At 72.8% G+C, this 26,072-nt stretch carries 28 protein-coding genes and 1 pseudogene; 16 read left to right on the forward strand and 13 right to left on the reverse strand.

What is annotated here, in order from left to right; all coding sequences use genetic code 11:
- Positions 1-110 precede the first annotated feature (110 nt).
- The 3 genes from ACE1OC_RS39660 (at position 111) to ACE1OC_RS39670 (ending at position 1,495) form a co-directional block, all read left to right on the forward strand.
- A complete protein-coding gene (locus ACE1OC_RS39660) occupies positions 111-755 on the forward strand; it encodes a hypothetical protein (protein ID WP_407841859.1) in 645 nt (214 codons plus the stop codon).
- Positions 689-1,108: a tetratricopeptide repeat protein gene (locus ACE1OC_RS39665; RefSeq protein ID WP_407841830.1), complete on the forward strand. Its 420-nt coding sequence runs from the start codon at positions 689-691 to the stop codon at positions 1,106-1,108. The genes ACE1OC_RS39660 and ACE1OC_RS39665 overlap by 67 nt, the downstream gene beginning before the upstream one ends.
- Positions 1,109-1,249: 141 nt before the next feature.
- Positions 1,250-1,495 (forward strand): hypothetical protein, encoded by a 246-nt coding sequence (locus ACE1OC_RS39670; protein ID WP_407841127.1) that lies wholly within the window; start codon positions 1,250-1,252, stop codon positions 1,493-1,495.
- Between the two features lie 78 nt (positions 1,496-1,573).
- On the opposite strand, the gene ACE1OC_RS39675 is transcribed toward ACE1OC_RS39670, so the two are convergent.
- Together ACE1OC_RS39675 and ACE1OC_RS39680 are read right to left on the reverse strand one after the other, a co-directional pair.
- A complete protein-coding gene (locus ACE1OC_RS39675; RefSeq protein ID WP_407841128.1) occupies positions 1,574-1,918 on the reverse strand; it encodes an SH3 domain-containing protein in 345 nt (114 codons plus the stop codon).
- 198 nt (positions 1,919-2,116) lie between these two features.
- A complete protein-coding gene (locus ACE1OC_RS39680; RefSeq protein ID WP_407841129.1) occupies positions 2,117-2,482 on the reverse strand; it encodes a PRC-barrel domain-containing protein in 366 nt (121 codons plus the stop codon).
- Positions 2,483-2,704: 222 nt separating this feature from the next.
- On the opposite strand from ACE1OC_RS39680, the gene ACE1OC_RS39685 reads away from it, so the two are divergent.
- Both ACE1OC_RS39685 and ACE1OC_RS39690 read left to right on the forward strand, forming a co-directional pair.
- Complete coding sequence (locus ACE1OC_RS39685) at positions 2,705-3,409, forward strand: VanZ family protein (protein WP_407841130.1); 705 nt, start codon at positions 2,705-2,707, stop codon at positions 3,407-3,409.
- 159 nt (positions 3,410-3,568) lie between these two features.
- Entirely contained in the window at positions 3,569-4,636 is a 1,068-nt protein-coding gene (locus tag ACE1OC_RS39690) for a mechanosensitive ion channel family protein (RefSeq protein WP_407841131.1), read from the forward strand.
- 58 nt (positions 4,637-4,694) lie between these two features.
- Here ACE1OC_RS39690 and ACE1OC_RS39695 read toward each other — a convergent pair whose 3' ends face one another.
- From ACE1OC_RS39695 to ACE1OC_RS39715, 5 genes are all read right to left on the reverse strand, one after another.
- Positions 4,695-4,817 (reverse strand): hypothetical protein, encoded by a 123-nt coding sequence (locus tag ACE1OC_RS39695; RefSeq protein WP_407841132.1) that lies wholly within the window; start codon positions 4,815-4,817, stop codon positions 4,695-4,697.
- A 106-nt stretch (positions 4,818-4,923) separates the two neighbouring features.
- On the reverse strand, positions 4,924-5,367 hold the full coding sequence (locus tag ACE1OC_RS39700) for an ATP-binding protein (RefSeq protein WP_407841133.1): 444 nt from the start codon (positions 5,365-5,367) through the stop codon (positions 4,924-4,926).
- Positions 5,368-5,550: 183 nt separating this feature from the next.
- Positions 5,551-6,507, reverse strand: coding sequence for an anti-sigma factor RsbA family regulatory protein (locus tag ACE1OC_RS39705; RefSeq protein WP_407841134.1), 957 nt, complete (start codon positions 6,505-6,507; stop codon positions 5,551-5,553).
- Positions 6,504-6,842, reverse strand: coding sequence for an STAS domain-containing protein (locus tag ACE1OC_RS39710; protein ID WP_407841135.1), 339 nt, complete (start codon positions 6,840-6,842; stop codon positions 6,504-6,506). Before ACE1OC_RS39710 ends, ACE1OC_RS39705 begins: the two co-directional genes overlap by 4 nt.
- 9 nt (positions 6,843-6,851) lie before the next feature.
- Positions 6,852-7,778, reverse strand: coding sequence for a SigB/SigF/SigG family RNA polymerase sigma factor (locus tag ACE1OC_RS39715; protein ID WP_407841136.1), 927 nt, complete (start codon positions 7,776-7,778; stop codon positions 6,852-6,854).
- A 153-nt stretch (positions 7,779-7,931) separates the two neighbouring features.
- Between ACE1OC_RS39715 and ACE1OC_RS39720 the strand changes: the two genes are divergently transcribed.
- Together ACE1OC_RS39720 and ACE1OC_RS39725 are read left to right on the forward strand one after the other, a co-directional pair.
- A complete protein-coding gene (locus ACE1OC_RS39720) occupies positions 7,932-8,522 on the forward strand; it encodes a hypothetical protein (RefSeq protein ID WP_407841137.1) in 591 nt (196 codons plus the stop codon).
- A 112-nt stretch (positions 8,523-8,634) separates the two neighbouring features.
- Positions 8,635-8,979 (forward strand): STAS domain-containing protein, encoded by a 345-nt coding sequence (locus ACE1OC_RS39725; RefSeq protein ID WP_407841138.1) that lies wholly within the window; start codon positions 8,635-8,637, stop codon positions 8,977-8,979.
- A gap of 22 nt (positions 8,980-9,001) precedes the next feature.
- Here ACE1OC_RS39725 and ACE1OC_RS39730 read toward each other — a convergent pair whose 3' ends face one another.
- A complete protein-coding gene (locus tag ACE1OC_RS39730; protein ID WP_407841831.1) occupies positions 9,002-9,448 on the reverse strand; it encodes an ATP-binding protein in 447 nt (148 codons plus the stop codon).
- A 343-nt stretch (positions 9,449-9,791) separates the two neighbouring features.
- Between ACE1OC_RS39730 and ACE1OC_RS39735 the strand changes: the two genes are divergently transcribed.
- Entirely contained in the window at positions 9,792-13,823 is a 4,032-nt protein-coding gene (locus tag ACE1OC_RS39735) for a HAMP domain-containing protein (protein ID WP_407841139.1), read from the forward strand.
- Positions 13,820-16,282, forward strand: coding sequence for a SpoIIE family protein phosphatase (locus ACE1OC_RS39740; protein ID WP_407841140.1), 2,463 nt, complete (start codon positions 13,820-13,822; stop codon positions 16,280-16,282). Before ACE1OC_RS39735 ends, ACE1OC_RS39740 begins: the two co-directional genes overlap by 4 nt.
- Before the next feature lie 16 nt (positions 16,283-16,298).
- Here ACE1OC_RS39740 and ACE1OC_RS39745 read toward each other — a convergent pair whose 3' ends face one another.
- A complete protein-coding gene (locus ACE1OC_RS39745) occupies positions 16,299-16,937 on the reverse strand; it encodes a peptidylprolyl isomerase (protein WP_407841141.1) in 639 nt (212 codons plus the stop codon).
- A gap of 142 nt (positions 16,938-17,079) precedes the next feature.
- On the opposite strand from ACE1OC_RS39745, the gene ACE1OC_RS39750 reads away from it, so the two are divergent.
- Positions 17,080-17,877, forward strand: coding sequence for an N-formylglutamate amidohydrolase (locus tag ACE1OC_RS39750; protein ID WP_407841142.1), 798 nt, complete (start codon positions 17,080-17,082; stop codon positions 17,875-17,877).
- A gap of 131 nt (positions 17,878-18,008) precedes the next feature.
- On the forward strand, positions 18,009-18,743 hold the full coding sequence (locus ACE1OC_RS39755; protein WP_407841143.1) for an intradiol ring-cleavage dioxygenase: 735 nt from the start codon (positions 18,009-18,011) through the stop codon (positions 18,741-18,743).
- Here the strand turns inward: ACE1OC_RS39755 and ACE1OC_RS39760 are convergent.
- A complete protein-coding gene (locus ACE1OC_RS39760; RefSeq protein ID WP_407841144.1) occupies positions 18,736-19,398 on the reverse strand; it encodes a GNAT family N-acetyltransferase in 663 nt (220 codons plus the stop codon). The genes ACE1OC_RS39755 and ACE1OC_RS39760 overlap by 8 nt on opposite strands.
- Positions 19,399-19,547: 149 nt before the next feature.
- Between ACE1OC_RS39760 and ACE1OC_RS39765 the strand changes: the two genes are divergently transcribed.
- The 5 genes and pseudogenes from ACE1OC_RS39765 (at position 19,548) to ACE1OC_RS39785 (ending at position 24,100) form a co-directional block, all read left to right on the forward strand.
- Complete coding sequence (locus tag ACE1OC_RS39765; protein WP_407841145.1) at positions 19,548-19,961, forward strand: cytidine deaminase; 414 nt, start codon at positions 19,548-19,550, stop codon at positions 19,959-19,961.
- 59 nt (positions 19,962-20,020) lie between these two features.
- Positions 20,021-20,503: pseudogene (locus ACE1OC_RS39770) on the forward strand (2,3-dihydroxybiphenyl 1,2-dioxygenase); the annotation flags it as partial.
- Positions 20,500-22,131 (forward strand): bifunctional 3-(3-hydroxy-phenyl)propionate/3-hydroxycinnamic acid hydroxylase, encoded by a 1,632-nt coding sequence (locus tag ACE1OC_RS39775; protein WP_407841146.1) that lies wholly within the window; start codon positions 20,500-20,502, stop codon positions 22,129-22,131. The pseudogene ACE1OC_RS39770 and the gene ACE1OC_RS39775, both read left to right, overlap by 4 nt.
- 88 nt (positions 22,132-22,219) lie before the next feature.
- Positions 22,220-22,918 carry a glycoside hydrolase family 16 protein gene (locus tag ACE1OC_RS39780; protein ID WP_407841147.1) on the forward strand — a complete coding sequence of 233 codons (699 nt, stop codon included), beginning with the start codon at positions 22,220-22,222 and terminating at the stop codon, positions 22,916-22,918.
- A gap of 96 nt (positions 22,919-23,014) precedes the next feature.
- Positions 23,015-24,100, forward strand: a complete 1,086-nt coding sequence (locus ACE1OC_RS39785; protein ID WP_407841148.1) for a WD40/YVTN/BNR-like repeat-containing protein — start codon at positions 23,015-23,017, stop codon at positions 24,098-24,100.
- Between the two features lie 6 nt (positions 24,101-24,106).
- On the opposite strand, the gene ACE1OC_RS39790 is transcribed toward ACE1OC_RS39785, so the two are convergent.
- From ACE1OC_RS39790 to ACE1OC_RS39800, 3 genes are read right to left on the reverse strand one after another with little or no spacing between them, the layout of a single operon-like run.
- Positions 24,107-24,772 carry a hypothetical protein gene (locus tag ACE1OC_RS39790; RefSeq protein WP_407841149.1) on the reverse strand — a complete coding sequence of 222 codons (666 nt, stop codon included), beginning with the start codon at positions 24,770-24,772 and terminating at the stop codon, positions 24,107-24,109.
- A 13-nt stretch (positions 24,773-24,785) separates the two neighbouring features.
- Positions 24,786-25,760, reverse strand: coding sequence for a 2-isopropylmalate synthase (locus ACE1OC_RS39795; protein WP_407841150.1), 975 nt, complete (start codon positions 25,758-25,760; stop codon positions 24,786-24,788).
- Entirely contained in the window at positions 25,733-26,047 is a 315-nt protein-coding gene (locus ACE1OC_RS39800) for a hypothetical protein (protein ID WP_407841151.1), read from the reverse strand. The genes ACE1OC_RS39795 and ACE1OC_RS39800 overlap by 28 nt, the downstream gene beginning before the upstream one ends.
- Between the last annotated feature and the right edge of the window lie 25 nt (positions 26,048-26,072).

Genomic DNA, 26,072 nt, shown 5'->3' on the forward strand with positions numbered 1-26,072 from the left:
GGCCGGCGGCTATGAGCGGGCCGAGCGAATCGTCCACAGCCTCACCAGCCCGTACGAGCAGGTGGGGGCGCTGGCCGGGGTGGCTGGGGCGGCAGCCGAGGCCGGTGATCATGAGCGGGCTGCCGGGCTGCCGGGCTGCCGGGCTGCCGGGCTGCCGGGCTGCCGGGCTGGCCGCAGAGGCCGAGCAGATCGCGCTGACCCTCACCGACCCGTACGAGCAGGTGGGGGCGCTGGCCGGGGTGGCCAGGGCGGTGGCCGCGGCGGGCGACCATGAGCGGGCCGAGCGGATCGCCCGTAGCCGTACTACGCCGCAAGAGCAGGCATGGGCGCTCATCGATGTGGCACAGGTGGTCGGCCCGCCGCACGCCGGTCGCTTGTTGGGCATGGCATTCGCGCTGGGGTTGTGGCGTACACCTCTGCCGGCGTTGGCAACGCCCTACCCGCAGGCGGCAATTCGGATCGCTGACGCGGTGTACGCGAACGACGGCTCTGCAGGGCTGTTGGAAGAACGAACACACGTCACGGAAACGGACCGTCCCACCACCCTGCAAGCCCGAGCCCGCCTCGCCTACGAGACGGGAACGGCCGGAGATCCAGCCGGCGCGGCGACCATACAGGAGGAGCTCCTGGATGCGTGCCTGCGCATGCTCGCCCCGTCCACACCGACACCCTCACGACGCTGGGCATCCTGGCCCACTGGCTCGACGAAGCCGGAGATGACTCGGGCGCCGCAACAGCGTGGAAGAAGCTTCTGACGGCTCGCGTGCGGGTACTGGGGCCCGACCATCCCGACACGATCACAACCTGGGACCAGCTGGCGTCGTCCCGGGCCAAGGCCGGTGACGCGGAAGCCGCCGCGGCCGCCACGGCAGAACTGGCAGCCGGGCGTGGCCGCCTCCTGGGTCCGGACCACCCCCACACGCTTTCCGCACGAGGCCACCTCGCCTACCTCCAAGGCATGGCAGGCGATGCTGACGCGGCGGCGAGCGCGTTCACTCAGCTGCTGGATGACTGCCTCCGCGTCCTGGGCCCGGACCACCCCGACACCCGCGCCACCCGGGAAGGCGCTGCTTACTGGCAGGCCAGAGCCGACGAAGAGGCTTCCTGAACACGGCCGCTGCGACGGCACAGAACTATGGGGGGCCGCCCTTCCATTTCAGGAGCAACTCAGCTGTGTCGTATGCCCGTTGCGGGGTATCCGCGCAGCACGCCCGTCAGGCAGGCGGAGTACTCGAAGGAAGGGAACCCGATGACGACGACCGGATTGCACGGAATGAAGACCCTCCCCGGCGCACAGGCGCTCCGCCGGCAGGCCGTCCGGACCCGGAAGGAACTCGGCCGCCTCGTGGAGGACGGAAAGCTCGACTCCGCTCGGGGCAAGGCCGTGCGGGCCGCGACCACGGTACGGAGCCACCGGACCGCGTGGGTCACTGGCGCCGGGGTACTGGCCGCGGCCCTGCTGGCCCGGCGGAGCCGCCGGGCACGACGCGTTTGAGCCCCGGCACCCGTGAAGGGAGCGGCCCCCGAACACCGGGGGCCGCTCCCCTGCGTCATGCCACCGCTTGTCGCGCTCTCAGCAGGGGCGGACCGGCTGGAGGTTGTGGACGTAGCGGGCCGAGACCCAGCCCTTCGAGCCGTGCAGGCGGTACCACACCGGGTTGCCGTCCACCCAGCCCCCGCGCTTCTGGCACACCAGGAGCACCCGCTGGTTCGGATGCAGCTTCTTCACCACGTCCGAGTACACGGTCGGCTTTTCGCGGACGTTGAGCGGTGCGCGGGTTTCGACCACGCCCACGGGGCCGGAGTTGCCCTGCGCGTAGCCGGAGGCGAGCCCGTCGGCCGCCCAGCCGGCCGTGCTCAGCGGCCCGATCAGTACTCCGGCCGCCAAGGCGTACGTCAGCAATGCCTTCTTCACCATCGGATCCACTCTCCCTGTGTCGCCTGGGCGCGGGGTCGGCAGCCCGTGCGGCCGACCGCCCCGACCGACTATCCACCGCCCGGGCGGTGGATAGTCGGTCGGGGCGGAGGGAACACGCCCCCGTTGCTCCGGATGGCCCAGAGCCGTGTGCCCAGGCGACACAGGGAGAGTGGATCCGCGTCGGTCCGCGCCCGCGGGTCAGATGATGCGGCCGCCGAAGCCGCCGATCGAGTAGTAGGTCCCGATCTCCTCGCGGTACCCGACGTCGTCGAGGTGCTTTTCGCGGTGGAACTCCGGAGCGTTCTTGATCTGCTCCTTGGTGCCGTCGACGTAGATCTTCTCCCGGTTCGCATCGACGATGATCACGGTGCTCGCCGGGAGCAGCACTTCCTTGCCGAAGATCCAGATCCCTGTGTCCACGACCAGGTAGGCGTCACCGGCCTCGTCGGAGTGCTTGTCGACCTTGCCGATGCTGCCGTCGGTCGCCTCGACCGTGTAGCCGATCAGGTCGGTGCCGGTCAGGTGGCCCGCGGTCGACCTGTAGCTCCACACATGCTCAGTCACGCGAAACAACTCCTTCGCCAGACAGGGGGCGGCGGGGCAGTGCCGGCCGTCCCTCTCTTTCGATGTCGTACGCGGCGCGGTTGGCGCCCCGCCCGAACTCGCCTGCCCCGGCTCCGGACCTTCATTCGCCCCCGGAGCGCCGACGTCGCGACGGCACGCAGGTCCGGACCCGGCTCGCCCGCCGGGCGCGTACCCGACTGTTCGCAGGGCAGACGAGCCGCCATGACATGGAGACACGCGCTGCGGCGCGGTGAGAGCCCCGAGATCGGGCCCGTAGCGGCCGCCCGGCAACGACGCCGCCCGGCGCACCCGGCCGTCCGGGCGCTGGCCATGCTGGCGGCCTTCGTAGGGACCGTGCTGTTCAGCGTGGTCCTGGCACGGCTCACGCTGGAACCCTCCGCCGCCTCGGTGGACCTGGTGCACAGCAACGTCCGGCCCGGCCACTCGATCAGCGCCTACCTGGACGGCGCGTCGACCGCACAGGCGGTGCGCCAGCTGGGCGGGAACCTGCTGCTGGGCCTGCCGTTCGGGGTGCTCCTGCCCGTCCTCATGCTCCCGGCCCGAGGGCTGCTGAGGGTCGCCGCGGTGACGGTGTGTCTGATGACGCTGGTGGAGCTGATCCAGGGCGCCCTCGTCACGGGACGCGTCTTCGACATCGACGACGTCATCCTCAACACGACCGGAGCCCTCCTCGGCTACCTGCTGATCGGCCGCCGCCTGGGCCGGGCCGTGCACCCCCGCCGCAGGCACTGGTGGCACCGCCGCCCCCGGCAAGCCCATCCCGCGCCCTCGCCGAGGCCGGAACAGGAGCCGGAGCCGGAGAAGAAGCCGGAGAAGAAGCCGACGCCGAGCGCGAAGCCGGCAACGAAGTCGATCGCGAAGCCGAGCCGCACGGGTTGGCGGAAGGCCTTCCAGCGCGGCAACTGACCCGCTCGCCTCGGCCGGGCCTCCGGCCTCGGGACCCCGTGCAGGTGGAGGGCGGCCTCGGCGGTGGTCGCACAGACCGGCGGGCGGACTCCCCGTGTCAGGTCCCTGCCGTGGGGCAGGCGCGGGGATGTCCGTGCCGCTACCACCCACTGGGGAGACATGAACAGCGCCCTTCGCCTCCTGGCCCTCCTGGGGGCCTCGATCCTGCTCACCGCCGCGGCCGGCTGGGCCGTCGACCGACTGCTCCGCCACGCCGACGCACGTCACCCCGAAACGCCCTGGTGGAACCTGCTGCGCCGCTGCCGCCACGCCCTGCAGATCGTCCTGCTCGCCGCACTGTTCAAGGGCGCCTGCCGGCACACGGCGTGGCCGCCGCTGCGGGACAACGCGGCCGTCACGGGCCGGATCCTCTCGCTCGCCCTGATCGGCGCCGGGGCCTGGCTGATCGTGGTCGTGGCCTCCGCCGCCGTCGAGTCGGGGTACGCCCGCTACGCCACCGGCACCCGCGACCCGGCCCGCGTACGCAGGGTCCGTACCCAGGTGACGCTGATCACGAGGGTCGTGACGGTCGTCGTGGCCGTGATCGCGGGCGCCGCGATGCTGCTCACCTTCCCGAGCTTCCGCGCGCTCGGCACGTCCCTCCTCGCCTCCGCCGGGATCATCGGCATCGTGGCGGGCGTGGCGGCCCAGTCCACCCTCGGCAACCTCTTCGCCGGCTTCCAGATCGCCTTCGGCGACATGGTGCGCATAGGCGACACGGTCGTGGTCGCGGGCGAGTGGGGGGTGGTCGAGGACATCACCCTCACCTTCCTCGCCGTACGCACCTGGGACGAACGCCGCATCACCATGCCCGTCTCGTACTTCACCACCAGGCCGTTCGAGAACTGGTCGCGCGGCGGAGTCCAGATGACCGGCACGGTCTTCCTCCACTGCGACCACACCGCGCCCGTGGACCTCCTGCGGGACAAGGTCCTCGAGATCTTGCACGCCTGCCCGCAGTGGGACGGCCGCGGCTGGGACCTCGCCGTCACGGAGACGACGCCCTCCACCATCGTGGTGCGGGCCATCGTCACGGCCAAGGACGCCGACGACCTGTGGACGGTGCGCTGCGCCGTACGCGAGCAGCTGATCGCCTGGCTGGCGGAGAAGCACCCCGGCGCCCTGCCCCGCATCCTCCTGGACCCGGCTCCGACGGCGCACGGCAATACACCTAGGCCGTCCCTTTGACGGAACTCCCCGGCGGGCCGCACCCGTACGGTGCGGCCACGGCCGAGCGGAAGCGTTCCTACCGGTGACGGGCGAGGGTGTGCACGAGGACGATCAGCGCGAAGGCGATGACGAGCAGGTGCACCCAGGACGGGCCGATCGCCGGGGCCAGGGACAGGGAGGTCAACTGATGAGGGGTCATGGGGCGCTCCTGCCCCCGGACGCCGGATCGACGCCCTCCCGCGCGGGACGGCTCGGGACGGCCGGGGCCGGTCGGGAGCCGGCCGGCCGGCCGTGTCCCGGTCCCGTCAGCGCGGCGCGGGCCTGCCGGACACCAGCCGGCCGGCCTCGATCTCGGCCCAGACGGCCTTGCCGTGCTCATGTGACTGCGTGCCCCAGCGGTCGGACAGGCGCTCCACGATGTGCAGACCGTGACCGCCGGGCATGCCGCGCCGCGGGGCCGGGTGGAGCCGGGGCAGGTCCGTCGTGCCGTCGCAGACCTCGATGCGCAGCGTTTCCCCGGCCGTGAGCACGAGCTCCCGGCAGCCGTCCGCGTGCAGGGAGGCGTTGGTCAGCAGCTCGGACACGAGGAGCAGGGCGTCCTCGGCGGTCTCCGTTCCGTCCCAGCCCCAGTCGCGCAGGGCCCGGCGCGTGAAGTCGCGTCCCTTGGCCACCGCGCCCCCGACGCCCGCCAGTGCGAGGCGACGCCGTTGGCCTCCTCCGGGAAGGCCGCCGGGAAGGCCGGCGCTCACTGGATCTCCCGTCTTCGGTCCGATGGTCTCCACCGTGCTCTCGCACCCCCGTGCCGACGCTGCTTGGTTCGCTGCTCCCGGGACTGCACGACGAGGTCGTGGTCGGGGTCCCGGACTGTTCGTATGCCCCCGAGCGGCCCGAGGACACCCGAGCCCGACCCCGAGTGTAGGTGACCTCGGGTGTCAGGGCGTTGCCATGTGGAGCCGCAGCGTGAAGCCGTCGTCCACGGCCCGGACCTCGACGAGATCGCAGAGCTGGTGGATCATCCACAGTCCGCGGCCGCCGTTCGCCGAGGCGAGGGAGGGGCGGCGGCGCCCCGCCAGGGGGTCGGCCAGACGACCTCCGTCACGGACCTCGGCCACGACTCCCGCCCGTGCGCCACTGGTGGTCCACAGGCGCAGCGTGCCCTTCCCGCCCCCGTGGGACAGGGAGTTGGCCGCGGCCTCGCTGACGGCCAGGACCAGGTCGCCGCGCCGCGCCGCGCTCAGAGCGGTCCCGCGGGCCCAGGTGTCGGCGTACTCGCGCACCTCGGCGAGTCCTCCGTGGGCGTACGCGAACCGGGGCGGCTCGCCCTCGGGTTCGGGCAGCGGCAGGTCGCAGTCCGCCGAGACCCGCACGGCGTCGGTGTACGCCGGGCTCGGCAGGTCCTGGCCCCCCTCGATGAGGGTGGGGTGCGTGCGCCGGGCAGCGGCCAGCACGTCGGGCGCCAGCCCCCGCACGTCGTACGGGCACAGGATCGTGGCGGGCCGGCCGGTGAAGGCCGTGTTGATGAGGGCCTCGTGCCGGGTGGCCTCCAGGACCTCGGCGGGGGAGCGGCCGGGCCAGATCGGCTCTCCCACGATCCGGACCGCCCGGCTGACGTGCAGGTCGGCGAAATCCTGCAAACCGGCCAGGATGCGGCCGGGATTGCGCCCCAGTCCGGTCATGTCCGTCCAGGTGACCGCGGCCGCGCTCCCGTCGAGGCTCTCGCGCAGGGCGTCCAGGTGCGGGCCCGGTACGGCGACGAGCACCGGTTCACCGGCCGACAGGGCGCTGCGCACGAAGCCGCCCACCCCGGACACGTACGCGTCGAGGTCCTCGTAGAAGAGGGCGGGGTGGACGAAGGCCCCGGGCCCGGCGGGCGCAGGAACAGTGATCATGCTGCGACCTCCAGCGCGGCGCATTCGTCCGGGAACATCTCCACGACCTTGCGGAGCGAGTACGGCGGGTCGTGGAGCAGCAGGCGCCGCCCCTGCCCGCTGAGGGCGGCCGCCGCCCGTACGAGGGCGGCGACCGCGGCCGTGTCCAGGAAGACCACGGCGGAGAGGTCGAGGTGGACGACGGGGCCGGGCATCGCGGTCACGACGCCGATCGCGGCGGACAGGCACTGCCGGGTGTCGAGGTCGCAGCTGCCGCTCAGGCGCGCGCCGGGACGGTCCTGCCACGGCCGGGCGGTGAGCGGCGCGCACGCGTCCGCTCCCGATGGGGAGTTCATGACCCCTTCCTACACCGCGAGCATGCCGTCGCGCAGCCGTGCCAGCGTGCGGGACAGGATGCGGGAGACCTGCATCTGGGAGACGCCGAGTGCGGCGCCGATCTCCGCCTGGGTCTTCTCCTGCCCGAAGCGCATCCGCAGGATGAGCCGGTCGCGTTCGTCCAGCTGCTCCAACAGGGGGGCGAGGGTGTGGAACTCCTCGAAGAGTTCCATGCCGGGATCGACGGCGCCGTGGCGCTCAGCCGCCGGCCGGGCGGTCCGGCCCGCCGCGGGCGACGCGTCGCCGTCCACGGGGGTGGCGTCGAGGGAACTGCTCGTGTAGCCGTTCGCGGCCACCAGCCCCTCGATGACCTCGTCCTCGGACAACTCCAGGTGGTGGGCGATCTCCTTGACCGTCGGCGCCCTGCCCAGGACATCGCTCAGGGCGTCCTGGGCCTTGGCCAGCTCCGTACGCAGCTCCTGCAGCCGGCGCGGAACGTGCACGGCCCACGTGGTGTCACGGAAATAGCGCTTGATCTCACCCGTGATGTACGGGAGGGCGAGGGTGGAGAACTCGACCTCGCGCTCCGTGTCGTAGCGGTCGATCGCCTTGATCAGGCCGATGGTCCCCACCTGGATGATGTCCTCCATGTCGAGACCGCCGCCGAGCACCCGGGCGCGGAAGCGCCGCGCGGCGAACTGGACCAGGGACAGGTTCATCTCGATGAGCGTGTTGCGCGTGTACTGGTACTCGCGCGTTCCCTCTTCCAAGGTGCGCAGCCTCGCGAAGAAGAGCCGCGAGAGCTCCCGTGCGTCACCGGGCGCCATCTCCCGGGCGTTCTCCACCCGGAACAGGTCCGCGTCCTGCGTGGGCGCTCCCGCGGACTCCAGGTCACCCGCAGGTACTTCAGCGTCTGCTGCACGAATGGGGCCTACAACGGTGGCCGAGCGATACATGGTGGCCGCTCCCTCCCGATTGACTGACGGCTGCCGGGGGCGCTTCTGCCCCGCCTGGGAGGGTCTACACACCTCGATGCCCGATTCTTTTCCGGGACGGCCCTGCCGACGGGCGCCTGCGACGAGCAGAAGGCCGGTGGATAGCGTGGGGGCATGGTGATGACGGGGAAGCAACGGGTCTTGTACCGGCAGGGCAGCGGGTTCTGGCGGATGACGGCGAAGTGGGCCCTGTTCTTCGGTGCCTTGTCCCTGCTGGACGGCGGGCTGCTCCGGTCGTGGGGCCACGCGGTGATCTGGCCGATGGTCGGGATCCTGCTGTGGGCGCCGTTCGGAATCGGCGTCGTCTGGTACCCGAACAAGGACCAGTGGGTCCGACTGACCGCGCGTGAACTGCGGGTGCGGCGCAAGCGGCTGTCCATGGAGAAGGTGAACCTGCTGCACGTGGCGCGCTTGTGGCTGGAGGGGCGGTCGACGGCGGACGCCGAGCCGGTGTCGGCATGGACGCGGTCCGTCCGGGTGCTGTGGGTGCCGCTGCGGGACGGCCGGGCCGTCGGCGTGGAGTTCCGCGACCCGGCCGCATTCGCCAAGGTCTTCGGGGCCTTCGCGGTCGCTGCGTGCGGCGGCCCCGACATCGTCCGCGCGAGGGCCGCGGCGGAGACCTACCCGGATCCGCGCCCCCTGCGGCCCCGCCGCTCCGCCGACGACTCGGGCTCCTGGCTGGACGTCCTGGACGTCTTCAACTGAGAGCCGGAGGCCGCACGGCAGGGGGACCCGGGCCGGGAGGCTGTGGTGCCGGAGCGAGGAGCAGGCATACTCCCTGGGAAGAACGTACGACGGACGATCCGGGGAGGCGGACATGACCGGAGCAGGAGACGGACACGGGCAGAACGTGGTCGGGGACGGCTACCCGGCCGGCGCCGGCTGGGTGGTGGTGGCCCGGGGAGAACTGGACCAGGACACCCTGATTCCCCTGGAGGAGGCCCTCACCGAGGCGGCGGGCCTGCATCCGCTGGTGATCCTGGACGCCGGTTCCATCACCTTCGGGGACTCCTCGTTCCTGAACCTGCTCCTGCGGCTGCACCACCTCACGACCCTGCGCATCGCCGCCCCCGGCGAGCAGTTGCGCCGGCTGTTCGCGGTGACCGGGGCCGATACGGTCCTGTCCCTGCACGAGAGCGTCGAGGCCGCCGCCGGGGCGTGACCCGCTCCTGGTGCCCGGCCGCTCAGCCGGTGTCCGGGCCCTCGGAACGCGAGTGGTGCGGGTCCGGTCCGCCGCCGGGCCGGAAGCACGCGGTGATCGCCTTCCCACCGTGGCACGCGTGGACGTCCAGGGAATCGGCCAGGGCGTTGACGATGCCCAGCCCGCGGCCCGACGTGGCGTCCGCATCGGCAGCGGGCTCCCGGTGGCGGGGCAGCCGTGGATCGGCGTCCGCCACGCTCACGTGCAGGCAGCAGCCGTCCCAGGTCAGCACGAGATGCGCGGTGCCGGCCGCGTGCAGGTGCGCGTTGGTGACGAGTTCGGAGACGCAGATCAGCACGGAGTACACGGGGTCGGCCACCGAACCGCTCCACGGCAGCGACGCCAGGTGGTCCGCCGTCCACTCCCGCGCCGCCCGGACACCCTCCGCGACGGGAAACGACCGGGCCCAGCCCACAGCCTTGACCGCCATCCCCTTCACCCCCGTTTCCTCCGTGGTGTGCGAGTATCACCGGTTCGTCTACCCGGAACCCGCCGGGTCACCCGGGAGTTCGCCAAAGCGCCGTGCCCGTGGGTGAGTTCGGGACGGGAGCGGAGGGCCTCGCGCCCCCTTCCCCTTCCCGCAGGCGGGATGCACTGTCCCCGGTGTGATCGACCGTGCCTTATCGTCCCTTCGGCGGCGCTAGCCTTCACCGGACCGGAGGTGCGGCGAAGGCGGATCCCCACGGAGCCGGGCGCATCGGTGCGCCCCGAAACCGGGGGTCCTTCTTGTCCCGTTCGTCGGAGTGTCGGTTTCGAGTGTGAGGTTGGGGCGGATGGCCGAGCGGGCGGGCACGGGTTCGGCGGGCGAGGAGCCTCCGCTTCCGGGCGAGGGCGAGGGCGGGATCGGCGAGGCGGAGCTGCGCAGGCTGCTGGCCGGGCTGACCGCCGTACGCGACGGGGACTTCCGTACCCGGCTGCCCGATGCGGCGGACGGGCTGCTCGGGGAGATCGCCACCGTCTTCAACGGGATGGTCAACCAGCTGTCCCTGTTCACGTCCGAGGTGACGAGGGTGGCCCGCGAGGTGGGCACCGAGGGGACGCTGGGCGGCCAGGCCGACGTACCGGGAGTCGGCGGCGCCTGGCTGGACCTCACGGATTCGGTCAACTTCATGGCGGGAAACCTCACCGCCCAGGTGCGCTCCATCGCCCAGGTCGCGACCGCCGTGGCCAAGGGCGACCTGTCGCAGAAGATCACCGTCACCGCGCGGGGCGAGATCCTGGAGCTGAAGGAGACCATCAACACGATGGTCGACCAGCTCTCCGGATTCGCCGGCGAGGTGACCCGGGTGGCCCGCGAGGTCGGCACCGAGGGCCGGCTCGGCGGCCAGGCGGACGTGCAGGGCGTCTCCGGTACGTGGAAGGACCTGACGGAGTCGGTCAACGTCATGGCCGACAACCTGACCGCCCAGGTGCGCTCCATCGCCGAGGTCACCACCGCCGTGGCCCAGGGCGATCTGACCCAGAAGATCCGCGTGGACGCGCGCGGGGAGATCCTGGAGCTGAAGGAGACCATCAACACGATGGTCGACCAGCTCTCCGCCTTCGCCGACGAGGTCACCCGCGTGGCCCGCGAGGTCGGCACCGAAGGCAACCTGGGCGGTCAGGCCACGGTCCGGGGCGTCTCCGGCACCTGGAAGGACCTCACCGACAACGTCAACGTCATGGCCTCCAACCTCACCGGCCAGGTGCGCTCCATCGCCCAGGTGGCCACCGCCGTCGCCCGCGGCGACCTCTCGCAGAAGATCATGGTGGAGGCGAAGGGCGAGGTCGCCGCGCTGGCCGGGGTCATCAACACGATGGTCGACACGCTGTCCGCCTTCGCCGACGAAGTGACCCGGGTGGCCCGTGAGGTGGGCACGGAGGGCCGGCTCGGCGGTCAGGCGCAGGTGCCCAATGTGGCGGGCACCTGGAAGGACCTCACCGACAACGTCAACTCCATGGCCAACAACCTCACCGGCCAGGTCCGCAACATCGCCCTCGTCACGACGGCCGTCGCCAACGGCGACCTGTCCAAGAAGATCGACGTGGACGCCCGTGGGGAGATCCTGGAGCTGAAGACCACCATCAACACGATGGTCGACCAGCTCTCCGCCTTCGCCGCCGAGGTCACCCGCGTCGCCCGCGAGGTCGGCAGCGAGGGCCGGCTCGGCGGCCAGGCCGAGGTCGAGGGGGTCTCCGGCACCTGGAAGCGGCTGACGGAGAACGTCAACGAGCTGGCCGGGAACCTGACCCGCCAGGTCCGGGCCATCGCCGAGGTCGCCAGCGCGGTCGCCGAGGGCGACCTGACCCGCTCGATCACCGTCGACGCCTCGGGCGAGGTCGCCGAACTCAAGGACAACATCAACTCCATGGTCGGCTCGCTCCGCGAGAGCACCCGCGCCAACCAGGAGCAGGACTGGCTCAAGTCCAACCTGGCCCGCATCTCCGGCCTGATGCAGGGCCACCGGGACCTGGCCGCCGTCGCCGAACTCGTCATGGACGAACTGACGCCGCTGGTCGCCGCCCAGTACGGAGCCTTCTACCTCGCCGAGGACCGCCCCGGCGGCACCGTCCTCACCCTCGTCGGCTCCTACGGGCGCTCCGCCGCCGCGGAGGAGGGCGCCGCCTTCGCCCTCGGGGAGTCCCTCGTCGGACAGGCGGCCCGCAGCCGCCGGATCATCGCCACCGACCAGGTCCCCGCCGGCTACGTGATCTCCTCCGGGCTCGGCCACACCACCCCGGGCAGCCTGATCATCCTGCCCATCGTGGTCGACGACCAGATCCTCGGCGTGATCGAACTGGCCTCCTTCTCCGCCTTCAACCCCGTCCACCGAGACTTCCTGGCCCAGCTGATGGAGGCGATCGGCGCCAACGTCAACACCATCGTGGCCAACGCCCGCACCGACGAGCTCCTCGGCGAGTCCCAGCGGCTGACCGGCGAGCTCCAGGCCCGCTCGGAGGAACTCCAGGTCCAGCAGGAGGAACTCCAGCGCTCCAACGCGGAGCTGGAGGAGAAGGCGGCCCTGCTCGCCAGCCAGAACAGCGACATCGAGGCCAAGAACCTGGAGATCGAGCAGGCCCGGCAGGAGCTGGAGACCCGCGCGCAGCAGCTGTCGCTGGCCTCCACCTACAAGTCCGAGTTCCTGGCCAACATGAGCCACGAGCTGCGCACACCGCTCAACAGCCTGCTGATCCTTGCCCAGTTGCTCGCCCAGAACCCCGCGCGCAACCTCACCCCCAAGCAGGTCGAGTACGCCGGCATCATCCACTCCGCCGGCTCGGACCTCCTCCAGCTGATCAACGACATCCTCGACCTGTCGAAGGTCGAGGCCGGCAAGATGGACATCAACCCCGAGCGGGTGCACCTGCCCCAGCTCCTGGAGTACGTCGACGCCACCTTCCGGCCGATGACCACGCAGAAGAGCCTCGACTTCACCGTCACCACGGCCCCGGGCGCCCCCGACGACCTGCTCACCGACGACTCCCGGCTGCGCCAGATCCTGCGCAACCTCCTGTCGAACGCCGTGAAGTTCACCGAGCGCGGCGGCGTCGAACTCCGCATCGAACCGGCCGCGGCCCCCGAGATCCCCTCCGGACTCTCCCGGCGCGGTCCGATACTGGCCTTCCGGGTGCGCGACACGGGCATCGGCATCCCCGAACAGCAGCTGGAGTCGGTCTTCGGGGCCTTCCAGCAGGCCGACGGCACCACCAGCCGCAAGTACGGCGGCACCGGTCTCGGGCTCTCCATCAGCCGCGAGATCGCCCAGCTCCTCGGCGGCGCCGTCACCGCGGAGAGCACCCCCGGCCAGGGCAGCACCTTCACCCTCTACCTGCCGGTCAGCCGCGCGGACTACGAGGACGCCTCCTCCTCCGATGCTCCCGCGGCGCTCCCGCCGGGGGCCTCGTACCGAGCGGCGAAGGCGCAGGGCGGCCGTCCGGGCGAGCCCGTCCTCCCGGAACAGCGGCGGTCCCGCCGCCTGCTGGTGATCGAGGAGCGGACGCACGGCCTGCTCTCCCTCGTCGCCGAGAGCGCCGACCGGGACTTCGCCCCCGGCCACCGGGGGGCGGGGGAGCGGGGCGGCATCCACGTGGTCCACGCCACCGGCTCCCGCGAGGCGGCCGCCGCCCTGGCGGCGCACTCCTTCCACTGCGTCGTCCTGGAACTGGACCTGCCCGACGGCGAGGCGCTCCGCTTCCTCGACGCCCTCGACGGAGACCCGGCCCTCGCCTCGCTCCCCGTCCTCGCCCACAACAACCCCCGGGTACGGGCCGGCCAGGAGGAGGCCCTGCGCGGGCGGTCCGCATCGCACCGCGTGGAACTGCTCTCCAGCCTGGACGAGCTGCGCGAACGCATCGCGCTCCACCTCTCCGCCGAACAGCCGGGAGACGTCCTGCCCCTGGTGCACGGGGACGCGCGCCGCCGGACCTCCGATCACGTGCTCGAAGGCGACCTGGCCGGACGCACCGTCCTCGTCGTCGACGACGACGCCCGCAACCTCTTCGCCCTCAGCGGGGTCCTGGAGCTGCACGGCATGCGGGTGCTCCATGCCGAGGACGGCCGCAAGGGTATCGACGCCCTCGTCCGCAACCCCGGGGTCGACATCGTCCTGATGGACGTGATGATGCCCGAACTGGACGGCTACGCCGCCACCGCCGAGATCCGGCGGATGCCGCAGTACGCGGGCCTGCCCATCATCGCGGTCACGGCCAAGGCGATGCCCGGGGACCGGGAGAAGAGCCTCGCCGCGGGCGCCAGCGACTACGTGACCAAGCCGGTGGACGCCGACGACCTCATCGCCCGCATCCGCCGCCGGCTCACCCGGTGACCGGGGACACGCGCCGGCACGACGATGCCCGCCGGTCGGCAACACCGGACGCCGACCGGGCGGCGGGCCTCGTCCCGCAGCAGGCTCCGACGCCCCTCGGACGCCTCGTCGCCACCGTGGAACGGCTGCGCCGCGAAGTGCTGGAGGCACAGGCGGCCGCCGACGGGCGGGCCCTGGTCGAACTGGCGAAGGGCATCCTGATCGGGCAGCTGAAATGCACCCCGGCCGCAGCCGCCCGCCAGCTCGACGTCCTGTGCCGCGAGAGCGGCATGTCCCCCCTCGAACTCGCCGCGGACATCGTCAACCAGGCCTCCCGCGACCACGTCAGCGAGATCGCCGCCGAGTTCGTCGAACGCACGGGGGCGGGCACAGGCGCTGGCGCGGGTACGGGCCCGGGCGCCGGCGGGGCCGACCCGGCCGACCGGCACTCCACGGTGGCGGTGCGCCTGCGCACCGCCGAGAGCGGGGTGCTCGCCGTCGCCGCCGACACCCAGACGGTCGCCGAGTCCCTCCTGACGAACGCCCTGGGGCCCCTGGGAGCCGTGGCGGTGGCCGTGTGGGCCGCGGAACCCGACGGTTCGCTGGCCCTCGCCGGCCACGCCGGATTCCCGCCCAGGGAAGCCGCCCGCTGGCGCCACGTGCCCCCGGGCGTCTCCACCGTCGCCCGCCGCGCGCTGGAGGAACGCCGGCTGGTCACCCTCACCGACCTCGACCGGGAAGGGCTCCCCTCCATCGGCCGTGCCGAGTGGCCCGACGGCGGGCGGATGGCGGTGCCCACGGGGACGGGCGGACGCATCCAGGGCGTCCTGGAGATCTGCTGGCCGCTGCCCCTGGAGCCGCAGGCACCCCAGATCGAGCGTCAGGTCGAGGCCCTCGCCGAGCTGTGCGCCCGCACCATGGAGGCCTCGCCCCCGTGCGACCCCGCGGCGGCCGACGCGGTCCTCCCGGACGTCGCCGAGCTCATCGACCTCGCCGAGGGGCTCCAGGACCCGGCCGTGGTCCTCACCCCGGTCCTCGACTCCGACGGCCGGCTCGCCGACTTCCGGATCCGGCACACCGGCAGCCGCTTCGTCGACCCGGTGGGACGGCCGCGCGGCGACGTCAACGGCGCCCTGCTGCTGGAGGCCTACCCGCTGGCCGCCGGGGAGAGCGGGCTGTTCGACATCATCGAGCGCGTGCACGCGACGGGCGAGCCCTTCCGCGCCGAACGCATGAGCCTGACCGCGCTCGTCGACCAGATCCCGCTCACCTCGGTCGCGAACATCAGCGTCAGCCGCCACGGCTCCGCCGTCCTGCTGATCTGGCGGATCCAGGACGAGACGGCCCGCCTGGCCAACCTCCTCCAGCACGCCCAGCGCCTGGGCCGCATCGGAGGCTTCGAAGAGAACCTCGTCACCGGCGAGACCACCTGGAACGCCCAGCTCTACGCGCTCCACGGACTCCCGCCCACCGCGCCCCCGGTCCGGCTGCGCGAACTCCCCGGATACGCGCACCCCGACGACTCCGCGGCCCTCGGCCGCTTCCTGCGCGCGGTCCTGCGCCACCGCCGCCCCGCCTCGGTCAACCTGCGCCTGCGCAGATCCGACGGCATCACCCGCCACATCCGGGTCGTCGCCGAGCCGGTCCTCGACGCGGACCAGCGGCTGCACGCCGTGCGCGGCGCCTACCAGGACATCTCCGCCCAGCACTGGACCGAGGTGGCTCTGGCCGCGACCAGGGACCAACTCGCCCACACCGAGGCCGAGTCCGCCGAACGCAACCGGCTGGCCCTCCAGCTCCAGCACGCCATCATGCCCCCCACGCCGCAGGCCATCGAGGCGCCGGGCCTGCGGGTGGCCGTCCGCTACCGGCCCGCGGAGATCGAGGCGCTCGTCGGCGGAGACTGGTACGACACCGTGGTGCTGCCCTCCGGGCTGATCATGCTGTCGGTGGGCGACGTCGCCGGGCACGGCATCGAGGCGGCCACCGGCATGGTCGTCCTGCGCAACGCCCTGCGCGGCCTCGCCGTCACCGGGGCGGGCCCCGCCCAGCTGCTGTCCTGGCTCAACACGGTGACGCACCACCTGGCCAAGCACGTGACGGCCACGGCCGTCTGCGGCCTCTTCGACCCGCGCACGAGGGTGATGCGCTGGGCCCGCGCGGGCCACCTGCCGCCCGTACTCGTCCGAGGCGGGGAGGCGGAGGCGTTCCCGCTCATCGAGGGGCTGCTCCTCGGAGCCCTGCCCGACGTCGCCTACGTCGAGCGGGAGGTGCAGCTCGAACCGGACGACACGCTGCTGATGTACACGGACGGGCTGGTGGAGCGCCGGGACTCCTCGGTGCAGGAGTCGCTCGGGCACCTCGTGCGCGTGGCGGCCTCCGCCGCCGGGGACCTGGACGGCCAGCTGGACCGCCTCCTCGCCGAGAGCCGTTCCGACACGGACGACGACACGTGCGTCATCGGCATCCGCGTCGGCTGACGGCCCGGCCGGTCCTCTACCGGGCGGCGATCCGAACGGAGTCGACGGTCACCTGCTGCCGGGGCGCTCCGTCGCTCCCGCCGTCCCTGGTCCCCTTCTTCGCGATCTCGACCAGCATCCGGGCGTTCCGGGTGATCTTGCCGAACGGGGTGTAGTGCGGGGGCAGCCGGGTGTCCCGGTACACGAGGAAGAACTGGCTGCCGTTGGTTCCCGGCCCCGCGTTCGCCATGGCGACGGTGCCGGCCGGATAGACGGCTCCCGTCAGGTTCTCGTCCCCGAACCGGTAGCCGGGCCCGCCGGAGCCGGTACCGGTCGGGTCCCCGCACTGCAGGACGAAGATGCCTGCGGTGGTGAGCCGGTGGCACGTGGTCCCGTCGAAGTACTTCCGGCCGGCCAGGTACGCGAAGGAGTTCGTGGTGCACGGCGCCTTCGCCGTGTCGGCTTCGAAGACCACGGCCCCGTGGTTGGTGTGGAGCGTGGCCGCGTACGGGCGCAGACGGCTGACGTCTCCGGGCGGGGTCCCCACGCTCCTGGCCGCCTTCCCGTCCGGCGTGTACGCACAGCCGGCAGCGGCCGAAGCCGGCCCGGTGGGCCCGGTGACCAGACCGGCGGTGAGTGCGGCGCCGACGGCCACACGGAGAACGTTCGAGAGCATGGGGGTTCCAATCCAAGAGCAGGGACCGGCCCTTGATACCGGTGTCCCGCTCCGTCCCGGGGAGAAACGCCGTACGGGTCCTTCGATCAGCGGATCCGGGCAGCTCGCCTCCACGGGTCGGCCATCGACAGAGGAGCTGCACGTGAACCATCGGCCCGAGCCCTTCGAGATCCTCCCCGGCGCCGCCACGTCGCCGGTGATCCTGCACGTGCCGCACTCCTCGCGGGTCATACCGGCGTCCGTCCGCCGGGGAATCCGCCTGTCCGACCGTGCGCTCGACCGGGAGCTCGACCACATCACCGACTCCCACACCGCCGAGATCGCCGCGGCGGCCGCGGCCGCCTCCGCCGTCACGCCGTGGCGGTTCGTCAACGGGCTGTCCCGGCTGGTCGTCGACCCGGAGCGGTTCCCCGACGAGCGCGAGGAGATGCTCGCCGTGGGCATGGGCGCGGTGTACACGCACTCCACGAACCGGGAGCGCCTGCGCCCCGAGGGGTTCGACAGCCGCCTCTTGCTCGACCGCTACTTCCACCCGTACGCGGAGGCGATGACGCGGGCCGTGGAGGACCGGCTGCAGGCCGCCGGGCGAGCGGTGATCATCGACGTGCACTCGTACCCGACGGATCCCCTCCCGTACGAACTCCACGGTGAGGGCAGCCGGCCGCCGATCTGCCTGGGCACGGACCCCTTCCACACCCCGCCCGCCCTCCTGGCCGCCGCCGAGAAGGCGTTCGAGGGCTTCGGCGGCACCGGGCTCGACAGTCCCTTCGCCGGCACGTACGTGCCGCTGAAGTACTACGGCAAGGACGACCGGGTCGGCGCGCTGATGGTCGAGATCCGCCGGGACGCGTACATGTCGGAGCCCGGCGGCCCCGCCGGCCCCGGCCTCGCCGTGCTGGCGGCGGCCCTGACGGAACTCGTGGACGCGCCGACGACCTGATCCGGTCCGGGCGGTGGATCGCGGGGTCCCGAGGCGTGTCGGTCCCGGTCCGGGCCGCTGCCGTCCGGCACGGTGGGCGCGGCCGGTGGCCGTCCGCCACGACGGCCCCAGAACCGTGCGAAGGGGTGCGCATGACGGAGAACGGCAACTCCCGGACCAGCCGCCGCACCCTCCTGCTGGCCGCCGGATCGGCCGGCGCCGCCGCACTGGCGGCGGCCTGCTCGGGTCCGGCGACCACCCGGGGGGCGGCAGGCCGGCCCGAGGGCCCCGCGTCCCCGGCCTCGAACGCGACCCCGACGGCGCCCGCGGCCGCAACGGGATCGTCCAGCCCGGCGTGCGTGCTGACCACGGAAGCCGGCGAGGGCCCGTACTACCTCGACCTGGACCGGGTGCGGTCCGACATCACGGAAGGCCGCGCCGGCGTGCCGTTCCGCCTGGACCTGACCGTGCTCCGGGCATCGGCCGGCTGCCGCCCGGTCCCCGGCGCCGCGGTCGACGTCTGGCACGCGGACAGCTCGGGCACCTACTCCACCGGCAAGGACACCTTCCTGCGGGGCACCCAGCTCACGGACGCCGCCGGGCGGTGCACCTTCCGCACCATCGTGCCGGGCTGGTACCGGGGCTTGGCGCCCCACATCCACTTCAAGGTGCGCCCCGACCGGGACACCGAGACGACCTCGCAGTTCTTCTTCCCCGAGGAACTCCTGCTGCGCGTGTACGCGCTCCAGCCCTACGCCCGCCGCAAGGCCCCGGCCCACCCCAACACCCGGGACGGCCGCTACCGGGACTCGGGCGCCGCGATGACCCTGAACCCGTCACCGGACGCGGCCGGCTACCGGGCGGCGTTCACCGTCGGCATCAGCTGACGTCCGCGGACGGTTCGTACCAGAGGCTCGTCATCGGGGAGTGCGCGGTCCAGCCCAGCGCGGAGTAGAGCGCCCGGCCGTCGGGCGTTCCGACCAGGAGGCCGGTGCGCGCCCCGGCCTCGTACGCGGTGTTCTGGAGCGTGCGCATCACCAGGCCGCCGAGGCCCTTGCGCCGGTGCTCGGCGGCGGTCTCGACCTGGTCGACCACGACGTGGGAGCCGACGTGGGCGATCTGTCCCCGGGCGGCGAAGTGCCCCTCGCGCGTACGGACCAGCACCCGGCTGACACCACCCCGGGTCCAGCGGGTGAGCGCGTAACCGGCCGGCACCTCGGGGTGCTCCGGTACGAGGTGACAGGTCATCAAGAAGCCCGGGATGTCGCTCCGCCACCCCGGACCGACCCAGGGCAGGACCGCCTGCTCCTCGGCGAACAGCTTCAGCCAGGTCCCGGGCGCGCTCGTCGCGGCGGCGATCTTGCGCACATCGGCTTCGGAGGGTTCCGGCAGCACGTGGCGGGCGACGTGCTTGGGCTGCCCGACGTCGATCGTCCACCCCCACGGCTCGTCGATCGGGTCCGAGCTGCCGCGGGAGACCACCCAGCCGCTGATCCACATCCGCACGAGCTCACTGATCCCGCTGTCCGGCATCGCTGCCATCCCCCTCGGTAGGTAATAAGTGATAACCCCAAAGGGACCTTACGTAACGAGGGTGAGTCTTGGCCATAGACGGGGTGATACCCGCTTGCGCAAGATCGCCACGCGGGGCAACGTGGCCTGACACCGCACGAAGGCAGGAAACAGGAAAGATGACCGCGCAGGCTCACCCCGCAGACCACGAACTAGTCCAGGCCGCGGCCGACGTCGCGCGCACCCGATGCCGCGGCGACAACCACACCATGGCGGCCGCGGCCCGGGCCCGCGACGGCCGGATCATCACCGCGGTGAACGCCTATCACTTCACCGGAGGTCCCTGCGCCGAGCTGGTCCTCATCGGCGCGGCAGCGGCGCAGGGCGCCTACGAGCTGGACACGATCGTCGCCGTGGGCGACCGCGACCGGGGGGTCGTCCCCCCGTGCGGCCGGTGCCGGCAAGTCCTCCTCGACTACTTCCCCGCCCTGAAGGTCATCGTCGGCCAGGGCGACCGCGTCCGAACCGTCCTCATCGCCGACTTGCTGCCCGAAAGCTACGTATGGGCCGACCACCAGCTCGACGCCGGGTAGGTGCTCCCGGTCGGCTACTGCGTGAGGAACGCGCGGAGCACGGCGACCGTCTCCTCCGGCAGCGCGAGCGCGGCCCCACCATGGCCTTCCTCCGGTGCGACCGCGGCAGCCTGCCGGCGGACCACCACACCCTCGCCCTGCACCTGGGCCCCGACACCGGCTACGTCCACTCCGCCTACCAGGTCGCGGACTTGGACGCCCTCGCGGCCGGCGGCACCTACCTCGCCCAGCGCGGCTACCGCCGCTCCTGGGGCATCGGCCGTCACATCCAGGGCAGCCAGATCTTCGACTACTGGCGCGATCCCGACCGCTTCCTCGTCGAGCACTTCACCGACGGCGACCTCTTCGACCACACCCTCGAACCCGGCTGGGCCGCCATGTCCGCCTCGGGACTGGCCCAGTGGGGACCGCCCGCCACCCGGGACTTCCTCGGAGCCACCCCCTCACCCGCCCTGCTGCGCACCGTGCTCACCGCCCTGCGCCAGGACAACGAGCTCGACCCGGCCCGACTGACCGCCCTGATGAAAGCCATGAACTCATGACCCGCCTCCCCGGCGAACGCCGGGCGGCAGGCCCGGTCGCCGTCATCGGAGCGGGCCCCGTAGGGCTGGTGGCAGCCCTCCTGCTGGCGGGATACGGCGTGCCCTGCGAGGTGTTCGAGCGACACGGGGCCCCCTACCCCCTGCCCCGCGCCGTCCACATGGACGACGAGGTCGTGCGGATCCTCCAGGCCGTCGGAGCGGCCGAGCCCTTCGCCGCCCGCAGCCGCCCGGCCCTCGGCATGCAGCTCGTGGACTCCCGGCACCGCGTCCTGGCCCGGTTCCTGCGCGATGCCCCCACGGGAGCGCACGGATACCCCCAGGCCAACATGTTCGACCAGCCCGAACTCGAAGAAGCCCTCCGCGACCTGCTCGAAGAGCACCCCTCGATACGCCTGCACGGGAACACAGAGGTCCTCGGCCTGACCCTGCCGCCCTCCGGTACCGGCGGTCCCGCAGCCCTGCGCGTCAAAGACCTCGCCACCGGGGCCGAACGCACCCTGCACGCCGCCGCAGTCCTCGGATGCGACGGCGCCACGAGCCTGACCCGCCGGGCCATCGGCTCCCGGTCGCAGGTCCTCGGCACGCCTCAGCACTGGTTCGTGGTCGACGTCCGGTGTCCCGTCCCGCTCCCCGCCTGGGACGGCGTACACCAGGTGTGCGACCCCGCGCGCCCCGCCTCCTACATGCGCATCGGCGAGGACCGCTACCGCTGGGAGTTCCGCCTCGCCGACCAGGAAGCCGAAGCGGCCATCGCGGACCGTGCCCGCACCCTGCGGCTCCTCGCGCCGTGGACCGGGCCGATCCCCGAGCGCCATCTCGATGTGGTCCGCACGGCCCGCTACACCTTCCGCGCGCAGGTCGCCGACCGCTGGCGCCACGACCGCGTCTTCCTCCTCGGCGACGCCGCCCACCTCACTCCGCCCTTCATCGGCCAAGGCCTCGGTGCGGGCCTGCGCGACGCCCACAACCTGGCCTGGAAACTCGCACGGGTGCTCAACGGGCACAGCCCCGAATCCCTCCTCGACACCTACGAGAGCGAACGCCGCCCGCACGCGGTGCACCTGGTCCGCACCGCGGTCCTCATCGGCGGGGCCATGACCAGCGCTCACCCCGCCGCCCGGATCGCACGCCGCGCAGGTCTCGCGATCGGCCGCCGTGCCCGGCTGCCGGCCCGCGCCGTGCCGGCCACCCTCAGCCCCGCCCTGCGCGGAGGAACGCTCGTCGGGCGAACCCCCGTCCCCACGCGGAGCCCGCGCCCGGGCGACCTCGCGCCCCAGCCCCCGATCCGTACACCCGACGGACGGCCCGCACGCCTCGACGACCTCCTCGGCGACGGTTTCGCGCTCCTCGCCTGCCGCCCCCTCACCCCCGGCGAGGACCGTCTCGCACGTGCCGTGCCCGCCCGGATCCTCACCGTGCTCCCGCCCGGCGCCGCATGTCCGGGCACCGAGAACACCTCGTACGCGATCGACACCACGGGCGCGCTCGACAACTGGCTCCGCGGAGGCGCGGTCCTGCTCCGCCCGGACCGGGTGGTGCTCGCCGCCCAGTACGGAGAGGGGGAGTCGCTCGTAGAGTCGGCGCACGCGTGGGCCCGGGTACTGGCACCGCCCGGCCCCACCGCGTAGGAACGCAAAGTGTTCGTCCGATAGCGGTGCGTGAGAATCCAGGTGTACGGGGGCTCCTGGCGGGCAGATAACCCGCATGCTCTCGGACATGATCGAACGTCTCAGGCTCCTGCCCCGCCCACGCCGAACTCCCGTCTTCACCGCCGACTTCACCTCGCCCACCCAGTGGATCGCCGGCCGCTCCTGGGCCTATCCCGACGGCGGCCCCGTCAACCCGGGCGACAACAAGCTCGACCACCTCACCGACGACCCCGCCTACAGCCGCGGCGGGGTCTTCCGGGCGACACCGCGCTCCGACGGCGACTGGGACTGCGGGCTGCTCACCACCGAGGGCAGTGACGAGGGCTTCCAAGTGCGCACCGGAGACGTGCTGGAGGCCCGGGTGAAGCTGCCGGTACAGCTCGGCGCCTGGCCCGCCATCTGGACCTGGCGCGACGGCGGCCAGGAGATCGACGTCTTCGAGTACCACCCCGACAACCCTGACCTCCTCGAACTCTCCAACCACGTCCGGGAGGCCCACCGCTACCACCGCGACCCGGCGGTCCGGCCCGGAGCGTGGATCGACGTGAAGGTCGAGTTCGGGAAGGGCTCGGTCGTCTGGTGGGTCAACGGCGACCGGGTCTTCAGCGACGGCAGGGGAGTGGGCCGTCGCTGGTCCGCCTACCTCATCGTCAACCTCTCGGTCTGCGCGGGCCGGTACCACCCGGCGCCGGAGTCCGGGGTCACGGAGCTGTCCTACGAGGTCGCGCAATTGCGGGTGTACCGGACGCTCCGGGGGGTGCTCTAGAGCGGCGACGCAGCGGCGGCGGCCGGATCCGAGGGGCAGGCGGTGGCCGGGACACGCCCTGGACGCCGAATCCGGGGTGCGTTAGCTTCCGGCGCCATGAGACTTCTGGGAGTTGGCATGTGCGCGGCGGCTCTGCTGCTGGGGGTGGTGGCCGCCCCGGCGCAGGCCGCAGACGGGTCACGGGACCTCCGCAGTGCGCGCTGGGCGCTGAAGGAGACCGGCAAGGACGCCCGCTTCCGGGGACTGGCGGCCGTGAGCCGGTCCACGGCCTGGGTGGCCGGCTCGAAGGGGACCGTCCTGCGCACCTCGGACGGCGGTCGAAGCTGGCGCGACGTCTCACCGCCCGCGGCCGTCGCGGAAGGGCTGGAGCTGCGGGACATCGAGGCCTTCGACGGGCGGCGCGCCGTGGCCCTGTCCATCGGCGAGGGCGAGGCCTCCCGGGTGCTGCGCACCGAGGACGGCGGCGCCACGTGGACGGAGACCTTCCGGAACCCCGACCCGCGGGCCTTCTACGACTGCCTCACCTTCTTCGACTCCCGCCACGGGCTCGCGATGAGCGACCCGGTCGACGGCAAGTTCCGCATCCTGTCCACGGACGACGGCGGCCGCAGCTGGCGGGTGCTGCCGAATGCGGGGATGCCGGACGCGCTGCCGGGTGAGGCGGGCTTCGCGGCGAGCGGCCAGTGCCTGGTGTCCGCCGGGCCGCGCGACGTCTGGCTGGCCACCGGCGGGGGCCCGGTCGCGCGGGTGCTGCACTCCGCGGACCGCGGCCTCACCTGGCAGGCCGCCGAGTCCACCCTTCCCGCGGGCGACCCGGCGCGCGGCGTCTTCGCCCTCGCCTTCAGGGACCGTACGAGGGGCCTGGCGGTCGGCGGCGACTACCGCACCGGGCAGGCCTCCCCGCAGGCCGCCGCCGTGTCCTCGGACGCGGGCCGGAGCTGGCGCCCGGCGTCGACCCCGCCGCCGGCCTACCGTTCGGGCGCGGCCTGGTTCCCGTACGGGACCGGCGCGGCCCTCGCGGTGGGCCCGACGGGCACGGACGTGACGGGGGACGGCGGCCGCACCTGGCGGGCGCTCGACCCGGGTTCCTTCGACACGGTCGCCTGCACGGCGGACGGCGCCTGCTGGGCATCGGGGGAGAAGGGGCGGGTCGGGCGCCTGGAAGGGGCGCGCCGGGGCTGATCGGCCTCACCTGCCGCCGTGCGCCGCCCGCAGGCGTGCCAGATAGGCCTCGGGTTCGGGGCCGTGTGCCTGGTCCTGGGCTCCCCGCCGGACGTGCTCCAGGTCTCCGCCGGAGCCGATGCGCAGCATGGTGGTGGCCGCGTGGGGAGTGCCGGGGCGGCGCAGGGCCTCGGCGTCGACGACCGGGATGCCGGGCCCGAACATCGCCGTGGCCCGGGCCGCGGTGTCCGCCGGGGGCTGCCCGGTCCGGTTGGCGCTGCTGACGTAGAGCTGCGGAAAGCCCGTCAGCAGGGCGGACAGCGGCCCCCACTGTGCGCCGAACAGCAGGAGGTGGCCGTCGCGGAGGGCGGGTCCGGTCCAGGGCGACGGCCGCGCGTCTGCGCGTACGGGCACCAGGAGCGTGACCCGTTCCTCGCGCAGCAGGGCGAACGCGGTGCGGAGCGCGGCCGGTGTCAGGGACAGTTCCGTGGCGAGGGCGCGCCAGACGGCGTCGTCGTGGACCCAGAGGGCGACTTCCTGGCCGGTAGGGCGGCCCTTCGCGTCGTTGACGGCCCCGGGGGCGGTGGCGGCGACGACGTAGGTGAGCGGGCTGGGGTTGGGCAGGATGACGGCCCTTCCGGCCCGCAAGGCTTCGGCGGCGGCGCCGGTGTCCGGAAGGCGGGTGTCCGACATGGGGTGAGTCCGATCAGGGTGCGGGCGTTGGCGTGGGCGTGGTGGTGGTGAGGGCATCGAGGTACGCGGCGAAGTCCGCGTCGGGGACCTGGGCCTGGTTCAGGCGGTAGGCGCGGTCCTTGACCCAGGCCAGGGCCTCGCCGGTCTGGTCCGGATCCAGGTGGTGGCCCAGGCGCTCGGCGACCGCGCGCAGCACGCGCCGGCTGGCGAGGTGGGTCAGCACCACGGTCGGTGCGAGGCCCAAATGGTGCTCGGGGTCGTAGGGCTGGAAGGTGCGCGGGTGGGTGAAGGGGGTTCCGGTGGAGATCGTGGCGACCCCGCTGCCCACGATCGGAGTGGTGACGGTGAGCGGTACCCCGGTCTCCGCGGACACCATCCGGGCGATGCCCGGCAGCCGCGTCAGGTCCGGTTGCGTCCACCACGGCTCGCAGTCGGGCCCCAGGACGTGCGCGGCCTTGGCCCGGTCGTGCGCGAGGAGGAAGAGCAGCTGCTCGGTGGCGACCATGCCGCTGCGCTCGGCCATGCCCAGCCAGGAACAGGCCGCGACCCGCGCACCGCTCTCGAGGGCGGCCAGGGTGTTGGCGAGGCCGAGGCCGAGGTCGTTGTGGAGGTGCGAGACCAGGACCGTGTCCCGACCGGCGCCGTCGGCGACCCGCCGGAAGAGGTCCCGGGTCTGGCCGGGCAGCAGGTCGCCGACCGTGTCGGCCACCACGATCGTGGCCGCCCCCTGCGCCGTCATCCGGCCCGCGTACTCGGCCACCAAGGCGTGGTCCGCGCGGGGCGCGTCCACCAGGCACACGTCCACCGCCGTACCGTCGGCGCGGTCCACGGCCTCCTTGACCACGTCCAGGCCCCGGTCCAGGGCCGTGCGGGCGTCACTGTGCACCAGGGCGCGGGCCGTGGCCTCCGAGGCGGCCACGATCACCATGATCCGCCCGTGCGCCGCACCGCGTACCGCGCTCAGCGCGAGCCGTACGTCCTCCACCATGCCCCGGCAGATCGCGGACTCACCGACTCCTGTGCTTCCAGCGCTACTTGCCGGGTCGCCTCGTACTCCTGACCGCACACGGAGGGGAACCCCGCGGCGAAGACCATGTGCCGGGGGCCGTCGGCCCCGAACACCGCCCCCTGCTCGCGGGCGAGCCGCACGCGGAAGCCGGCGCTCATCAAGGTCTTCGCCTGTGCGCCGTCCCGTGCGGACTCCTCGAAGAACACGACCCGTCCGGCCCGTGCCGACTCCCGCACCACGTCCACGCCCACGTCCGTCTCTGACAACGGTCAAGCTCCCTTTCAAGCGCGG

Origin of the sequence: Streptomyces stoeckheimensis, assembly GCF_045822005.1 — a bacterium.
In the GTDB taxonomy this organism is placed as follows: Bacteria; Actinomycetota; Actinomycetes; order Streptomycetales; family Streptomycetaceae; genus Streptomyces; species Streptomyces stoeckheimensis.

Bases quoted from the DNA above. Each gene is read 5' to 3' on its own strand.
- ACE1OC_RS39755 (WP_407841143.1), top strand. From the start codon at position 18,009: ATGACGGAGAACGGCAACTCCCGGACCAGCCGCCGCACCCTCCTGCTG.
- ACE1OC_RS39735 (WP_407841139.1), top strand. From the start codon at position 9,792: ATGGCCGAGCGGGCGGGCACGGGTTCGGCGGGCGAGGAGCCTCCGCTT.
- ACE1OC_RS39725 (WP_407841138.1), top strand. From the start codon at position 8,635: ATGACCGGAGCAGGAGACGGACACGGGCAGAACGTGGTCGGGGACGGC.
- ACE1OC_RS39685 (WP_407841130.1), top strand. From the start codon at position 2,705: ATGACATGGAGACACGCGCTGCGGCGCGGTGAGAGCCCCGAGATCGGG.
- ACE1OC_RS39790 (WP_407841149.1), bottom strand. From the start codon at position 24,772: ATGTCGGACACCCGCCTTCCGGACACCGGCGCCGCCGCCGAAGCCTTG.
- ACE1OC_RS39710 (WP_407841135.1), bottom strand. From the start codon at position 6,842: ATGAACTCCCCATCGGGAGCGGACGCGTGCGCGCCGCTCACCGCCCGG.
- ACE1OC_RS39720 (WP_407841137.1), top strand. From the start codon at position 7,932: ATGGTGATGACGGGGAAGCAACGGGTCTTGTACCGGCAGGGCAGCGGG.
- ACE1OC_RS39705 (WP_407841134.1), bottom strand. From the start codon at position 6,507: ATGATCACTGTTCCTGCGCCCGCCGGGCCCGGGGCCTTCGTCCACCCC.
- ACE1OC_RS39675 (WP_407841128.1), bottom strand. From the start codon at position 1,918: ATGGTGAAGAAGGCATTGCTGACGTACGCCTTGGCGGCCGGAGTACTG.
- ACE1OC_RS39745 (WP_407841141.1), bottom strand. From the start codon at position 16,937: ATGCTCTCGAACGTTCTCCGTGTGGCCGTCGGCGCCGCACTCACCGCC.
- ACE1OC_RS39695 (WP_407841132.1), bottom strand. From the start codon at position 4,817: ATGACCCCTCATCAGTTGACCTCCCTGTCCCTGGCCCCGGCGATCGGC.
- ACE1OC_RS39660 (WP_407841859.1), top strand. From the start codon at position 111: ATGAGCGGGCTGCCGGGCTGCCGGGCTGCCGGGCTGCCGGGCTGCCGG.
- ACE1OC_RS39670 (WP_407841127.1), top strand. From the start codon at position 1,250: ATGACGACGACCGGATTGCACGGAATGAAGACCCTCCCCGGCGCACAG.
- ACE1OC_RS39765 (WP_407841145.1), top strand. From the start codon at position 19,548: ATGACCGCGCAGGCTCACCCCGCAGACCACGAACTAGTCCAGGCCGCG.
- ACE1OC_RS39730 (WP_407841831.1), bottom strand. From the start codon at position 9,448: ATGGCGGTCAAGGCTGTGGGCTGGGCCCGGTCGTTTCCCGTCGCGGAG.
- ACE1OC_RS39785 (WP_407841148.1), top strand. From the start codon at position 23,015: ATGAGACTTCTGGGAGTTGGCATGTGCGCGGCGGCTCTGCTGCTGGGG.
- ACE1OC_RS39690 (WP_407841131.1), top strand. From the start codon at position 3,569: ATGAACAGCGCCCTTCGCCTCCTGGCCCTCCTGGGGGCCTCGATCCTG.
- ACE1OC_RS39775 (WP_407841146.1), top strand. From the start codon at position 20,500: ATGACCCGCCTCCCCGGCGAACGCCGGGCGGCAGGCCCGGTCGCCGTC.
- ACE1OC_RS39795 (WP_407841150.1), bottom strand. From the start codon at position 25,760: ATGGTGGAGGACGTACGGCTCGCGCTGAGCGCGGTACGCGGTGCGGCG.
- ACE1OC_RS39715 (WP_407841136.1), bottom strand. From the start codon at position 7,778: ATGTATCGCTCGGCCACCGTTGTAGGCCCCATTCGTGCAGCAGACGCT.
- ACE1OC_RS39760 (WP_407841144.1), bottom strand. From the start codon at position 19,398: ATGGCAGCGATGCCGGACAGCGGGATCAGTGAGCTCGTGCGGATGTGG.
- ACE1OC_RS39780 (WP_407841147.1), top strand. From the start codon at position 22,220: ATGATCGAACGTCTCAGGCTCCTGCCCCGCCCACGCCGAACTCCCGTC.